This window comes from bacterium (assembly GCA_040755795.1).
Lineage (GTDB): Bacteria > UBA9089 > CG2-30-40-21 > CG2-30-40-21 > SBAY01 > JBFLXS01.
Genome location: JBFLXS010000055.1, coordinates 1 through 15,729 on the forward strand (window position 1 = coordinate 1; position 15,729 = coordinate 15,729).

Genomic DNA, 15,729 nt, shown 5'->3' on the forward strand with positions numbered 1-15,729 from the left:
GATAAGTATCGGCTGGATGATTTTGAGCTTTATCAACTGGCACTTAAGTTCCGACAAAATGTTTACAAGCTCATTAAACAGCTTCCATCTGAGGAGCGCTATTGTTTAGACCCGCAGATGAGAAAGGTGATTGTCTCAGTCACGAACAACATCGCAGAAGGACATGGACCTTGGCATTATGCGGAAAGGGTGTCTATGTGTCTGGTAGTCTATGTAACCCAGACACTTAGACACCCAGATACCAGACTACCTGAACGGTTACCGATTTTGCAGGATGGCAAGAGGTTCGGTTGAAGAAATTCTGGACGACATCAATGTTTGTCTGGATGAAGGCTACGGAGAGAAATCCGTAAGCGTTCAGCTCAGGAAGGAAGGTTACGAGCTAATTGCGAAAGTTAACAGTTATATTGGCTATCTACGCAGATGTAAGCAAGGAATGGAGGAAGAACAGTCTGGTGGTCAGACACCAAGACACCAAGACACCAGACACCAAGACACCAGACACCAAGACACCAGACACCTATCCCTCAGAGTATCTGAACGCTTAGTAGCGGTTAAATCTTTATACCTTTAAAAAACTTGAACATCGAGTTATACGAGGTGAATATATGATGGATGCTATTTCCAAAAAAAGTAGGGCTAAAATTGCGGTTATTATGCCTACACTACAATGTGGTGGTGCTCAAAAGGTAGTTATAACCATAGGCAATAAACTCATTGAGAAAGGATTAAATGTGGACATTATTCTCTATAAGAGAATAATTACCTGCCCTGTTCCTTTTAAAGGGAATATCATCTCAATTTTTAACAATAATGTCCGATTGAGGAAACATCCATTTTTTTTAACGAAAAAGATTATAAACATTCTCAAAGAATACAACATTGTTGTAGGTGGATTAGGGTTAGATAGTTCCTTTCTGGCAATGATATGGGGCAGACTTTCAAATAAAAAAACAGTAAGCCTGGTTCACATCCATATAAGCGAATCCATAAATGGTGTCCTTAGGAATTTAAAGGGTTTAAAGGGTTTGCTCTTTAAGATTTGGACGATTATTCTTTACAGATTTATATCTAAATTTGTATCTAAATTTGTTTGTGTATCTGAAGAGATAAAACAAGACCTTATTAAATCTTTTAAACTACCTTCAAAAAAGATGAAGGTTATTTTAAATCCTCTTGATATAGCCGATACCAGAATGCGAGCTTGTGAAGAATTATCAGAGGAGCAGAAGGTTATTTTTGAAAAACCAACTATAATCTTTGTAGGGAGAATGGAGTATCGAAAGGGGCTGGATTTTCTTTTAAAGGCATTTCGCATTCTCCTTGAAAATCATAATGTTAATCTAATTATTGTGGGTGAACAAGATATAACACCATATAAAATATTGGTGAATGAATTGGGAATAGAAAAAAATGTATTTTTTCTGGGGTTACAGGAAAATCAGTATAAATTTATGGCTCGTTCTAAAGTTTTGGTATTTCCTTCAAGATATGAGGGGTTTGGAGTTGTCTTAGTTGAGGCAATGGCTTGTGGTATTCCTGTGATTGCTTCTGACTGCCCTTGTGGTCCCTCCGAGATATTAGATAGAGGGAAATATGGTATTTTGGTTGGAGTAGGAGACATAGATGGTTTGGCGAAAAACATTGAACTTCTACTTACAAATAACAATTTACATGAAAAATTTTCAACATTAGGGAAACAACGCGCAGAAGATTTCGATATAGACACATTAATTAATCACTATATGGATATATTGCTTTGAGAAAGGATACAGGATATTGAAAAATGGAAAAGTTAGAGCATAAATTTAGCATCTCTTATTTACCCAAAAAGATATTATTTTTAATAATATTACTTCTCCCATTTCAAAGGGCTCCAACTATCTTTTTTGAAAATCAAGGAGAAGATATAGAATTTATAGCCATAAGACTGTTCACATATTTAGATGAAATCTCTTTTATTGTTGCTATGACATTGATTCTTTGGTTTATTCTACTCAAACTACCGCATTATTCTTTAAACCTAAAAACTATTCCATTAACTAAACCTTTACTTTTTCTTATTGCTGTTTGTGTTGTCTCGACTATAGTCAACCGTGTGCCATTTCTACAAGGTCTTTGGGGAACCTATGATATTGTAAAAAATATTATGGTTGTTTATATCTTTTCTGCTCTACATTGGTCAAAAGATGAATTCCTATCAATGATAAATTTGGTCAAAAAAATAGTAATATTCCTTGTGATTGTTGGAATAATTGCAGAAATACTTGCTCTTTGTGGTCAGATTGGTGTTGGTTACTTAGTTGCTCCTGAAGAAAATAAAAGATTTGGATTTTACAGGGTTCGGTCACTTACTGGATATGGTAGTATTAATTATCTAAGTATGTATGCATTATTGGGACTATTTCTTATATATACAACTACAAAAAGCGGGATGAAAAAAAATTTGAGTTTGTTAGCGACTTTATGTCTAATATTTCTAACCTCTTCAAGACAAGCCTGGATAGGATTATTTATGATGTTAGTTTTAATAAAAAAAAGGCTGATAGTGCCAGGCTTATTAATTATTGCCGGTATTATAGTAATGAGTTTATTTGATACAGAAAGTTATGACCCGGAACTATATTATAGAACTTTTGCATATTATGAGTCTTTTAGACTGCTACGAGAGAATCCAATGTTTGGAGCAGGAACCGGGATGTTTGGCGGTTTGGCATCTAAAATATTTGAATCTCCAATTTATGATAATTGGCCACAATATTATAGAACCCTGGTATATAGCATTGGGAGTATTGATACCTTTTGGCCGGTTATATGGGGAGAGACAGGAATATCCGGACTTATTGCATTTTCACTGCTCTGGTTTTCTCTTTTTCGAGGGATGCAGAATATAGCTAACCGATTTAAAACAATCGGGGATATTCAGATGTATGATATAGGCAACATATTGGCAAATTATGCTGTTGCTCTGGTTATTATGTGTTTTGGTACCGGGCTAAATTGTGCCTTTGTGGTTTGGACATACTTTGGCCTGACCGGTATTTATTTTTCGTTATGCAATCAAATGCAATTGCAATTGAAAGAAAAAGATGCATAAATTATTTTTGATTTCAATGATGGTATATCTATTATTTCCAATAGAATGTTTGGCGAAGATTAGACTGCCTGAGGGTTATTTGATTTTAGTTGTAGTTGAAACATACGGGGAAAGCAAGTTTGGTGCTATAAGCACCGGGGAAGAGGCTGAAAAAATCTTTTCAAGGATTAAATATAAAGACAGCGGCGTTGCGTTTATATCGTTATATTATAATGAAAATGACCTGAACGCACATTATCATATAGCCAAAGTAGCCCAGAAATATGGAATAGATTTATGGATATCTTCTTTTTCGCTTATTGATAAAATAGAGGCATTCGGTAAGATAAAACCGGAATACCAGGCATATCAAATGCAAAAAGACGGCTCTATTATTCCTGCCACACTTAACAATAAACCTCTTTTTGATGTTTTGAATGAAGATGCCGTAACCTGGTTTCTCCAGGAATATAAAACAAGGTTTTTAGAAAGGTTTAAAGGGATATTGAATGGTTATTTCTTTGATGAAGATATATTGACTTATTTGGATGAGTGGAAAAACGAAAAAAGATTTGATTATTGGAATAATCCTACATATAGTCAGGCTGTTTTAGAAAAATGGCAAGAATATGCCATGAAACATAATGTGAGACATAATGGTAAATTAGTTGATAAATTCCCTGTTCATGTTTCCAATATGGTCTCTGGGTTCACGGAATATTATCCAGGTTATAATGTGCCTGCTGAAATTACTCCTGGACAGATGTTTGTAGATTTGCCCAAGCCCGAAGGTGTCTGGAAACATTGGTTTGATTTTATAAGTGAGCTTTTTATAAATAATTGGATTGGGAAGATTGCTGGGGTAGTAAATGAAGTCAACAAAGATAATCCACAATGGTATGGAACTGTTTATATTGGACTACACCATTGGACTCTACCCTATGAAAAAATAATAGATAAAGAGTTTACAGTTCCTTATATCCATAGGTGGGGTGCCTGGGGAAGACAAAGGGGCATGGATATTGAATTATTGGCTCAACATCCTGAAATTGACTATATCGTATGTGAAACCTATCCTCCCATAGAAGGAAATCTTGAGTATTTTATTGCAGAGTATAAAAGAATTATTAATGGCGATATGAAATTTGGTTTGATGTTACATCGGGATGATAGATGGAAATTAAATTTAGAGGAAGAAAAAAGACGATGGGAATTAATTAAAAAGTATAGACCTCATTTACTGGTGCTATTTCCACTAAAAAGTATTTTTGAAAAAAGTGAATATTACTCAGAGGAAGGTGAAAAATACTTTTTAGAAGAGTTAAACAATTATCGAAGGAGTATTAGGTAATAATACCTCAGTGAAATGGGGGATTTCCCTGAAAGTAGGAAGTAGGAGAGTAGAAAAGTAGGAAAGGGGAGACATTGTCCCCAGAAGAGGAATACCGTGCACATCCTTTATCCCTTTCCTACTTACCTACTACCTACTTGCCTACTATTTCCATCGCTCTGTCCTCCGCAGGTTAATATTCGTTCCCCTAAATGACTGACCCATTACTACGAGTGTCGTGTTGAACAAATAACGCACGGAATTTGATTCTGGTAACTGGTGATTGGTAACTGGTAATTAAATACCGTTCGGCTGAGCTCAGGACGAAACTATTTAACCAGTTACCAGTTACCAATTATCCGTTTGCAGGTTATGAAATCTGATGATACGCCGTGCAAAACTTACTCAACACCACACGAGGAGTATTTTCTATGAATGCCCAACAAAGCAAAGGTAAGATAGCGATTATTATTAATATTCCTGCTCCTTACCGCATCGCGTTATTTAAAAGTCTTAGTGAGACAGAAGATTTTAAATTTAAATTCTTCTTTTGTGCTCCATCGGAGGCAAATCGAAGATGGGAAGCAGAAGAATATTTATTTGACTTTGAAGTTTTATCGGGATTTTCACCTACTTTGCGTAAAAAAGATGGAGATGTGATAACATTACATATCAATCCATCAATCTTGTATAAATTAAGAGGTTTTGATATAATTATATGTGCAGGGTATAATTATCCAACCGCTCTCTTATCATTATGTTATTCTTTATTCTTTAAAATCCCCTTACTTCTCTGGACAGAACAAACACTATACACTGAAGCATCTCACTCCTTTTTATTACATACTATCAGGAATATGGCTAAGATGTTCATGCTCAAAGGTGCCAGAGGATTTATTGCCACAGGCACACAAACAAAAGAATTTCTTATAAAGCATGGAGTAAATAAAGAAAATATCTTTCTATCTCCAGATGCTGTAGATACAGAATTTTTTTTACATAATTCCATTAAACTTGAAAAAGAAAAAGAGATGCTTAAAAAAAGATTAAATCTTAATCTCGAAAAACTTATCGTCTATGTTGGTCAATTAATTGAAAGAAAAGGAATTATACATTTACTTCAAGCCTATCAACGCATTTTCTCAGACTTTAATTCCATTGGACTTTTAATCATAGGGGAAGGGGTTCAAGAGGAGGAATTAAAAAGATATTGCCAAAACCATAATCTTCAAAATGTATTTTTCTTAGGGTATAAATCTCAGGAGATACTAATTCAATACTTAGTTATATCAAATCTATTTGTCCTTCCAACATTAGCTGATGTTTGGGGTTTAGTGATAAATGAAGCAATGGCTTGTGGTTTACCTATTGTTACCACTAAACAAGCCGCTGCCTCAACTGACCTCGTTCATGATGACAAAAATGGATATGTAGTAGATGCAGAAGATATTGATGGATTAACTATAGCCATTAAACAAATATTACAAAACCCTGAAAAAGAGCAACAGATGAAAATTGCCTCCAGAGAAATAATAAAGAATTGGGGAATAAATGAAGCAGTAGAGGGATTTTTAAAGGCAATACGATATACACTATATGGAGAGAAAAGATGACCATAGAAGCAGTGTTGGCTGTTACTTATAAATGCAATGCAAGATGTAAGATGTGTCATATCTGGCAGAGTAAGCCGCAAGAGGAATTGACTCCACAAGAGTTTGCTAATCTACCTTCATATTTAAAAACTATTAATATAAGTGGCGGTGAACCATTCCTAAGAAATGATTTACCCGAGATTATAAGTAGATTAAATAAATCTTGTCATTTACCAAGAATAGTCATATCTACCAATGGACTACTACCTGATAGAATAAGAGATATGATGCTGAAAATAAAAAATATAAGTGAAAAAATTGGAGTAGGTGTTTCAATCGACGGAATAGGTAAAACGCATGAGGAAGTAAGAGGAATAATAGGGGCATATGAAAAGGCTTTAAATTCTATAGAGAATTTGAAGAGTATAGGAATTAAGGACTTAAGAATTGGATTTACTATATCTGATATTAATGTTGAAGATTTAAGAAATGTTTATGATTTAGCAAATAAATTAAGAGTTGAATTTACCTGTAGTATCGCTCAAAATTCTGAGCATTACTTCATGACAAATAATAATAAATTTGAAAAGATAGATGTATTAAAAGAACATCTTGAATATATCGCCAGAGAGGAATTAAAAAGAAATCAACCCAAGAGATGGTTTCGAACATATTTTTTGGCTGGTACATACTATTATGCTAAAGGAAAGAAAAGAATTTTGCCTTGTGATGCCGGTAGTAACTTTTTCTTTATGTCTCCAAATGGTAATATCTATCCTTGTAATATATTAAACAAAGTAATGGGGAATATCAAAGTAAGTAACTTCCATGATATTTGGTCATCAGAAAATGCAGAGAAAATAAGAAAGATAGTCAGCAACTGCTCTCTTAATTGTTGGATGATATGCACGGCAAGAACGGCTATTAAGAAAAATATAGTAAAAATTGGATATTGGATTCTAAAGAATAAATTGAGGGGCTACTTTAACTATGAAAATCTTATTAGTGAATAATTACTATTACCTTCGTGGAGGTTCAGAAAGATATTTCTTTAATTTATTTAACCTATTGAAGGAAGCTGACCATGAAGTCATACCTTTTTCAGTTAAGGATGAGAGAAATATAGCATCTCCCTATGAAAAATATTTTGCACAATCTATTCATTTTAATAACTACAAACTTTCTATTAAAAACATAAAGATTTCTCTTAACGCCATTTATTCCATAGAGGCAAAGAAAAAAATTGAAAGCTTAATTAATGAAATAAAACCGGATATAGCACATTTGCATAATATATATTCTCGGATTTCTCCATCAATCTTACAGGTTTTGGAGAAATATGAAATCCCTTCTATTATGACATTGCATGATTATAAACTAATATGTCCTGTTTATAGCTTTCTGTCAAATGGAAAGATATGTGAAAGATGTAAAAGATATAAATATTACAATGCAGTCTTACAAAGATGTAATAAAGGTTCCATCGGGGCAAGTGTAGTAAATTGCCTTGAACTTTATATTCATAAGGTAATGAAACTTTATGAAGGTATAAAAATGTTCATTGCACCAAGTGAGTTTATGAGAAATAAAATGATTGAATTTGGTCTGGATAGAAATAAAATACTCCACATCCCTAATTTTATTAATTTCAATGAGTATTCTCCATTTTATGATTTTAAAGATTACTTTGTTTATGTGGGAAGAATATCTCCGGAGAAGGGAATAATTACCTTGATTGAGGCAATCAAATATTTAAATATTAATACGAAGCTATATCTAATTGGTGAAGGACCTTATGAAGAAAAAGTTAAACAAATTGCCAGAGGGATTAAAAATGTTAATTTTGTAGGTTATCAGAGAGGAGATGAATTAAAATCAACTATAAAAGAGAGTATGTTTGTCATTGTTCCTTCAGAGTGGTACGAAAATTTCCCATTTGCAATACTTGAGGCATTTGCTTTAGGTAAACCTGTAATAGGTTCAAATATTGGTGGTCTTCCAGAATTGATAAAAGATAAATTTAATGGCTTGTTATTTGAACCAAAGAATGTAAATGATTTAGCCAATAAGATACAATATTTATTAGAAAATAAAGAGATTATACCTACTCTGGGGAAAAATGCAAGAAGGCTAATCGAAGAAAAGTATAATTCTCAAATCCATTACCAGGAACTTATGGAGGTTTATAAAAGGGTTAGACGATGAAAATAGCAATGATTGGACAAAAATCTATTCCAGGAATATACGGTGGAATTGATAAACATGTGGAAGAATTAAGCATACGAATTGCTTCAAAAGGGCATGAGGTATTGGTGTATAACAGGCCCCATTACTCATCTGTTAAAGGACAATGGCATGGAATCACGGTAAAGAATATTCCATCCATACCAACAAAATCCCTTGAGACTATCACGCATACTTTCTTATGTTCATTGGATGTTCTGATTCAAAAGGTTGATATTGTCCATTTCCACGGAATAGGGCAATCAGTCTTTTCCTTTATACCAGGACTTTTTAATAAAAAGACAGTTGTTACCCTTCATGGATTAGGATGGCAAGAGAGAAAATGGGGAAGAATTAGCCGTGGACTGCTCAAGGTAGGAGAATATACTGCGCCACGATTTCCTCATAAAACTACGGTGGTATCTAAACTGTTAAAAGAGTATTATAAGAATAAGCATAATAAAGAAGTTATCTGGATTCCAAATGGGGTGGAAACTTCCGAACCAGTTATTATAAATAAGATTAAAAAGTATGGATTGACTAAAGATGGTTATATTCTCTTTGTAGGTAGATTGACTCAGGATAAAGGATGTCATTATCTACTTGAAGCGTTTAATCAAATAAATGGAGAATTAACATTGGTTATAGCAGGAGACTCGAGTTATACAGATGTTTATACAGCATCCTTGAAAAAGTATCAGAATGAAAAGGTATTATTTCTTGGGCAGGTAGATAAGGAAATATTAGCTGAGTTATATTCTAATGCCTATCTTTATGTCCATCCATCAGAGGTTGAAGGAATGTCTCTTGCATTACTTGAAGCAATGAGTTATGGTAATTGTGTCTTAGTCAGTAATATCCCTGAAAACTTAGAGGTAATTAATGGATATGGTTATACCTTTGGAAACAAGGACTCCAAAGACCTTCAGGGGATGTTGAGGCAACTCCTTGAAAACAAGAAAATGGTTAATGCCAAAAAAGAAGGGGCTAAAAGGCATGTCTTGACAAACTATTCCTGGGACAAAATAGTCAATATGTATGAGGAGTTGTATTGTTCTCTGCTGAAATGAGCAAGCAGGGAATTCACGACAAAGTAGGAAGTAGGAGAGTAGGAGAGTAGGAGAGTAGGAAAGGGGGAGACATTGCCCCCCAGAAGAGGAATACCGTGCACCTCCTTTATCCCTTTCCTACTTACCTACTACCTACTTGCCTACTATTTTCATTCCCCCAAATAACTGACTTATTACGAAAAGAGTAGCGATAAGGGGTACATTATACGAGGAGATTAAAGATAATGTTTCAGAATCTGTTTTATTTCTTATTAGCAATATTTATTTATCTAATTTGCTCATTCCTTAGCAAAAGATTACCACCGGGCATTATTATTCCCATAGACTATCCTGGAGAGCGGAAGATACATAAAACTCCAACACCCTGCCCTGGAGGAATATTCATTTTTTTCTCATTCTATATTTCTCTAATAATAACTTTTTCTCTTTATCCGAACATTTTCTTTAAAGATTGGCCAGGCTACACTTATACATCATTTATCTTTTGTGGTATGGGAATATCAATTCTTGGTCTGTGGGATGACCATAAGGACATTAAATCATTTGTTAAATTGGTATTCCAAATATGTATTTGTTCAATAGCGGTAATGGCGGGTATAAAGTTTAAAATCGTTGATTTGGAAATCCTTAATATTATCCTGAGTCTGTTCTGGTTTCTCATTTTTATAAATGGGATGAATCTGATTGATGGAATTGATGGTCTTGCGTCCGGAATTACCTTTATCGTAACTATATTTTTGCTTTTTCATGAAGGATTTGAATTTACACCTTTAGCCTCCATTCTTTCTGGAGCAGTATTAATATTCTTTATCTTCAACCTATCAAAAGAGATATTTTTAGGTAATTCCGGGAGTATGTTATTAGGATTTTTACTTGCCGCCATTTCTATCTTTATATCAAATAAGGGAGAAAAAACAGATGTTTTAGCGATTACTATTTTATGTTTTGGAGTTCCTGTATTCGATATTATAGCCGCTATTATAAGAAGGACAAAAGAAGGTAGGTCTATATTTATGGGGGATGGAAGACATATTCATCATTATTTACTCAAAAAGGGCTTTCCCAATACAATGGTACTCTTATTCCTTCTTGGAAGCACTTTTATCTTAGGGTGTATATCTTTATTTATCTTCAAGTAGAGAGATATAGTAGTTATTAACGAAAATTTCTCATAGAACAGATATAGCAACAGGGTTGATGGTTTATAGTTGATAGTTTATAGTTGATGGTTTATAGTTGATAGTTTCATAGACTATCAACCATCAACCATCAACAATACTAATGTGAACTTTTGGTTAATACTTACTATCTGCCTTCTGTTCGTCATACTAATTTCAATCCACACTCATTAACAACCTTTTGCCAGGGAAAGCCGGGATGAAGGTCAGATTTATCCCTTCGCAGATGGTGGTGCCCAAGAATACCGCTAAATTGTCGATAGCTATCATCTGCATCAAAATGATTAGCTGGTGTCTGTCTGGGAATTTTAAATTGTTCGCAGAGTCTATTAATTAACCCAATCACAGATAAAATCTGGGCATCAGAGTATGCATCAAAAAATCGGTATCCTCTCCAGGGTACTCCATTATCATAATAGGGTTGTGTAAATAATGTCCGTTCTGAGACCTTGCCAAAGCAATAGAGTTTGCCCTCTCTTTGAATTAAACCACCTTCACTGGCAATCTCAATTCCAATGCTTCGTTTATCCACAGCACCACCACTCCCTTTAAGTCCCAGATGGAATGCCCAGTATTTAGGGGCAAAAACTTCATAGACAACACCATCTCTTTCTACAACATAAGCAGTACCAATTCGACCACGGTCGCTCCTCCAGTAATTGATGGTGCTCAATGCTGTTCCCCCAACTGTGTGATGCAAAACAATTAAATCTTTTGCTATTTCGTTGGCACAATAATCCTTAGATTCAAGAAGAACTGTCCGGTTAATATTTAGTTTGTAGTCTGGTGAAGGAGCAAATAGTATCTTCCATGTTGTTGGTCCAACAATACCATCAATAGTAAGATTTTTTTCCTTTTGAAATGATTTAACTGCAGATGCTGTCCCTTCTCCGAAATCTCCATCTATTGCTCCCTGATAATACCCTAACGCCTTAAGTCTTTTCTGAATCTCCTTTACCTCTTTCCCTTTTGAACCAGGTTTGTAAACTGCCATTGTTTTAACCTCCTTTAATCTGGTAATTGGTAACTGGTGAATGGTAATTAGTTACCATTTAACCGATTACTTACTTTATAATTTCGTGAAGCCCTATTTCATTAAAATTAACCTTCTCCTATAATGCCAACAAGAGGGTAGTTTTGTAGTGTAATTATAGTAAGTATTAATCAAAAGTTCACATCCATAAACTATAAACTATCAACTATAAACTATCAACCCTGTTGCTATATCTGTTCTATGAGAAATTTTCGTTAATAACTACTATAAATGCCTCCACTACCCCTCTACTCCGGCACATAAACCACTCTCCCATCCTTTAACTGATAGGCAGTTCCCAGCCTGATGCCTTCCCCGGTTAATTTCTTATCTGTCACCTTCTTAGCCTTAATTTCCTTGCCTTTTTTGGTGATAATTTCCACCTTGCCATCCGCGGTCTTTTTGGTAATAGTTATTTCTGACCTGGGGTCAAGTAAATCCAGCATATTATAAGCCATAAACAGGGCAATCATCATGCTGACGATAAAGACCACGCTGGCATCAAATAGGTTTGCTACCCCAGAAATAGGGTCTTCGAGTGGCTCTTCGTATTTCTCAAATCGTTTATGTCTCTTCAAAAATCTCATTGTTCCTCCTTGTTTTTGGTAACTGGTAACTGGTGAATGGTAATTATACTCCAGTGGGGTATAAATTGTGATTATTTAAAGTAATCGGTAATCAGGTAATCAGTAATCGGTAATTTGAGATAGCAGGCTACTGCTTGCTCTTTACAGATAACCTGATAACCGATAACCTGAGTTGATAGTAACAGGAAATCACAAAATATGCCTCTCTAAAGTATAGTTACCAATTACCCGTTATTGATATTAAACAATCTGCCTGCATTTGAAGTAGTAATATCGGCTATTTTCTGGATATTCATCCCTAAAATCTGGCTAATCTTTGCGGCAGTATGTGTGAGATATACTGGTTCATTTCTTTTACCGCGATAAGGCACTGGCGTGAGATAAGGGCAATCTGTTTCGAGCAATAACCGCTCTAACGGAATAACTTTTATGATTTTAACTAATGAATCTGCATAAGTAACCGCCCCACTTATGGAGATGTAAAATCCTGCATTAATTACCTCTTTAAGCATATCCACATCTCCAGAAAAGGAATGGAGCACTCCACTAACGACACTCGCATTCTCTTCTTTTAATATTTTTAAGATATCTAAATGTGCCTCGCGGTCATGAACGATAACAGGTAAATTTGTCATCCTGGCTAATCTAATGAATTGACGAAATACCTCCTGTTGAACAGGTTGAGGAGATAGGTTTCGATAGTAGTCTAATCCAATTTCTCCAATTCCAACTACCTTTTTATTTTTGGTTAATTCTAAGAATGAGGAATAGTCATTATCATTAAATTGGACAGCATCATGGGGATGGAGACCGACGGTAGCATAAATGAAATCATACCTTTGGGCTAATTCAATGGAGCATCTACTTGTGATTAAATCCGAACCAACATTTATAATAGTCTGTATTCCCTCTTGTTTTGCTCGGAGGATGACTTCATGGCGGTCATCTGCAAATTTTTCATCCTCAAGATGAGCATGGGTGTCAATTAGGGCTACGGGAAATTTTGTAGTCATAAGAATCCTCATTCAACGATGAAGCCACAGCGGTAGTGGAGTATTTTCAACACTCCATCATAGTGCGTGGATAGCTACTTCTTTTTAAAGAGAACCTGCCAGATGGTTTTATTCCTTTCTTCTTCCAACAATACTTCTTTATGGTGCAATTCCCTTTTTAAAGACTCAATCAATTGGTCTCTTTTTTTTAGTGTCTCGGCCTTTTCTTTTTGAAAAGCCTGATTTTGCTCTTCCAATTCTTTTTTAAGGATTGCAATGGTATCATCTCGCTCGGCTAAAGCCTTTTCTAAATGTTCTATCTTCTTTTCTCTATCTATCAAAACTTTATGGGTATCGTTAAGTTCTCGCGTCAATCTTTGTCTTTCTTCTTCCTCTTCCCATGCCTTAGCGGCTATTTTTGAAAAATCACTACTTGATGATTTTTTTTCCATCGTATTTACTCCTCCTTTTAAGAAACCGAACGCTCCTGGTGTCGTGTTGAACAAATAACGCACGGAATTTAATTCTGGTAACTGGTGATTGGTAACTGGTAATTAAATACCGTTTGGCTGAGCTGACGACGAATCTATTTAACCAGTTACCAATTACCAATTATCCGTTTACAGGTTACGAAACCTGATGATACGCCGTGCAAAACTTACTCAACACCACACTAGATATAATTGAGTGTTTATTTTATTGGTCTTGTGTAACTATTTTCAATCTCTGTGGTGATTTCTTTTTCCCCCTCAAACATATGTTCATCTATATTTATACTTCTAAGTGCTCTTTTCAGGTCATCTACCTTATTACAAGAAGAAATAGCCTCTTTATAACTAATCACATCATTTTTAAGTAATGCGGCTAATGATTGCTCCAGGGTTTGCATTCGATATTGACTTACTGATGTAAAAATAGTGTCATAGATTTTAGATAGGTTATGTTCTTCGATTAACTTTCTTATGGTTGGGGATGAAATTAGAATTTCAAAGGTTGCTACTCTACTTTTCCCATCTAACTTACGAATTAATTTTTGGGAAATAATCCCTTGCAAACTAAGGGATAATTGAACACGCACCTGCTGTTGTTGTTCTGTCGGGAAGATACTTATTATTCGGTCTAAAGTCTGGTCAGCACTGGCGGTATGTAAAGTACTCAAGACTAAATGTCCAGTTTCTGCGGCACGCATTGCCACCTTAAAGGTATCCATATCTCGCATCTCACCGATACAGATTACATTTGGGTCCTGTCTAAAAATACTTATTAAGGCATCATTCATAGAAAGTGTATCTGCACCTAATTCTTTCTGAGTTATGGTTGCTTTTTTATCCCTAAATAGGAATTCGATTGGGTCTTCCACCGTGATAATATGGCAAGCACGGTTTTCATTAATATAGTCAATCATCGCGGCTAATGTTGTTGATTTGCCACTTCCCGCCGGGCCGGTTATCAGAACTAATCCGTGAGGGGATGCGGCTAAATCTTTTAATACCTCTGGAAGTTCCAATGAATCAATCGTTGGGACTTCAAATGGAATTGCCCGAAATACTGCGGCAGCCGTTCCTCGTTGAGAAAAGATACTTGCTCTAAATCGTGAGACCCCAGGAATACTATAACTAATATCTACCCAGTGCCGCTCATCAAATCTTTTCTTATGTTCATCATCCATAATAGATTCTAACATCTTTTTTGTATCATTAGCATTTAACTTCCCTGTTTGCTCAGGAACAATCTCGCCGGCAATACGTAAGATAGGTGGTCTGCCTACCTTTACCTGTAAATCAGAGGCACCTTTTTCTATCATCATTTTAAGCAGATTATTAATTTCCATTGTTTAACCACCTCAATATAGACTCAAATATTACCCTGCCATCTTCGGTCCCGAGTCGCTTTTCACAACATCGCTCCGGGTGTGGCATCATCCCTAAAATATTCCCTTCACGATTGCATATCCCGGCAATATTGTCTATTGAACCATTCGGATTAGCCTCATCCGCACATCGACCCTCTGGAGTTGAATATCGAAATACTACCTGATTATTTTTCTTTAACTCTTCGATTGTTGTTTTGTCCGCATAGTAATTGCCTTCCATATGGGCAATCGGGATATTTAAAACACGGTCTTGAGAAGTAACATTCGTAAACGGGGTTTTGTCATTTTCAACTCTAATGGTAACATATTTACATATAAAATTCAAGTTTTTATTGCGTAACATTGCCCCTGGCAAAAATCCGGCTTCAAGTAAAATCTGGAAACCATTACAAATTCCTAAAATTATCCCGCCTCGATTCACAAACTTTTCAATTCCAAACATTACCTTTGAAAATCGGGCAATTGCTCCGGTGCGTAAATAATCTCCATAAGAGAATCCCCCTGGTAAAACGATGCAATCATATCCTTCCACATAACTTTCTTTATGCCAGATATATTTTACCTCTTGATTAAATATATGTTTTAGCACCCAATAACAATCCTGGTCACAATTTGACCCCGGGAAAACGACAACACCCCATTTCATAATTTCCCCTGAAAATGTATGTAAGTTGTTGTAATTATTTATTTTTTGTAGTAGCGAGAGGAAAGTAAAACCATCCCTTCCCTTAAAAGCACACAATATCCCCTTCTTGCCATTGTCTCGAAAACCATT

15 protein-coding genes are annotated in these 15,729 nt (G+C 35.3%); 9 read left to right on the top strand and 6 right to left on the bottom strand.

The genetic code is table 11. The features are described from left to right. The 9 genes from AB1414_05830 to AB1414_05870 all read left to right on the top strand — a co-directional run. Positions 1–294: four helix bundle protein (locus AB1414_05830; protein ID MEW6606960.1), on the top strand; the 294-nt coding region annotated here is incomplete at its 5' end. 314 nt (positions 295–608) lie between these two features. Then, positions 609–1,763, top strand: a complete 1,155-nt coding sequence (locus AB1414_05835) for a glycosyltransferase (protein ID MEW6606961.1) — start codon at positions 609–611, stop codon at positions 1,761–1,763. Positions 1,764–1,786: 23 nt separating this feature from the next. Beyond that, a complete protein-coding gene (locus tag AB1414_05840; GenBank protein MEW6606962.1) occupies positions 1,787–3,097 on the top strand; it encodes an O-antigen ligase family protein in 1,311 nt (436 codons plus the stop codon). Then, positions 3,090–4,427 (top strand): hypothetical protein, encoded by a 1,338-nt coding sequence (locus tag AB1414_05845; protein ID MEW6606963.1) that lies wholly within the window; start codon positions 3,090–3,092, stop codon positions 4,425–4,427. Before AB1414_05840 ends, AB1414_05845 begins: the two co-directional genes overlap by 8 nt. Positions 4,428–4,837: 410 nt before the next feature. Further along, positions 4,838–6,019 carry a glycosyltransferase gene (locus AB1414_05850; protein MEW6606964.1) on the top strand — a complete coding sequence of 394 codons (1,182 nt, stop codon included), beginning with the start codon at positions 4,838–4,840 and terminating at the stop codon, positions 6,017–6,019. Then, on the top strand, positions 6,016–7,011 hold the full coding sequence (locus AB1414_05855) for a radical SAM protein (GenBank protein ID MEW6606965.1): 996 nt from the start codon (positions 6,016–6,018) through the stop codon (positions 7,009–7,011). The genes AB1414_05850 and AB1414_05855 overlap by 4 nt, the downstream gene beginning before the upstream one ends. Next, a complete protein-coding gene (locus AB1414_05860; GenBank protein MEW6606966.1) occupies positions 6,989–8,203 on the top strand; it encodes a glycosyltransferase family 4 protein in 1,215 nt (404 codons plus the stop codon). Before AB1414_05855 ends, AB1414_05860 begins: the two co-directional genes overlap by 23 nt. Continuing rightward, a complete protein-coding gene (locus AB1414_05865; protein ID MEW6606967.1) occupies positions 8,200–9,291 on the top strand; it encodes a glycosyltransferase family 4 protein in 1,092 nt (363 codons plus the stop codon). The genes AB1414_05860 and AB1414_05865 overlap by 4 nt, the downstream gene beginning before the upstream one ends. Positions 9,292–9,515: 224 nt before the next feature. Further along, positions 9,516–10,430, top strand: a complete 915-nt coding sequence (locus tag AB1414_05870) for an MraY family glycosyltransferase (GenBank protein ID MEW6606968.1) — start codon at positions 9,516–9,518, stop codon at positions 10,428–10,430. A 184-nt stretch (positions 10,431–10,614) separates the two neighbouring features. On the opposite strand, the gene AB1414_05875 is transcribed toward AB1414_05870, so the two are convergent. The 6 genes from AB1414_05875 to purQ all read right to left on the bottom strand — a co-directional run bounded on the left by AB1414_05875 (position 10,615) and on the right by purQ (position 15,600). After that, positions 10,615–11,463 carry a peptidoglycan-binding protein gene (locus tag AB1414_05875; GenBank protein ID MEW6606969.1) on the bottom strand — a complete coding sequence of 283 codons (849 nt, stop codon included), beginning with the start codon at positions 11,461–11,463 and terminating at the stop codon, positions 10,615–10,617. 287 nt (positions 11,464–11,750) lie between these two features. Next, positions 11,751–12,089, bottom strand: a complete 339-nt coding sequence (locus AB1414_05880) for a DUF2149 domain-containing protein (GenBank protein ID MEW6606970.1) — start codon at positions 12,087–12,089, stop codon at positions 11,751–11,753. A 224-nt stretch (positions 12,090–12,313) separates the two neighbouring features. Next, positions 12,314–13,102, bottom strand: coding sequence for a TatD family hydrolase (locus AB1414_05885; protein MEW6606971.1), 789 nt, complete (start codon positions 13,100–13,102; stop codon positions 12,314–12,316). A gap of 74 nt (positions 13,103–13,176) precedes the next feature. Further along, positions 13,177–13,533 carry a hypothetical protein gene (locus AB1414_05890; protein ID MEW6606972.1) on the bottom strand — a complete coding sequence of 119 codons (357 nt, stop codon included), beginning with the start codon at positions 13,531–13,533 and terminating at the stop codon, positions 13,177–13,179. Between the two features lie 239 nt (positions 13,534–13,772). Further along, positions 13,773–14,912, bottom strand: coding sequence for a PilT/PilU family type 4a pilus ATPase (locus AB1414_05895; GenBank protein MEW6606973.1), 1,140 nt, complete (start codon positions 14,910–14,912; stop codon positions 13,773–13,775). Continuing rightward, positions 14,902–15,600 (bottom strand): phosphoribosylformylglycinamidine synthase subunit PurQ, encoded by a 699-nt coding sequence (gene purQ / locus AB1414_05900; protein ID MEW6606974.1) that lies wholly within the window; start codon positions 15,598–15,600, stop codon positions 14,902–14,904. Before purQ ends, AB1414_05895 begins: the two co-directional genes overlap by 11 nt. Positions 15,601–15,729 lie beyond the last annotated feature (129 nt).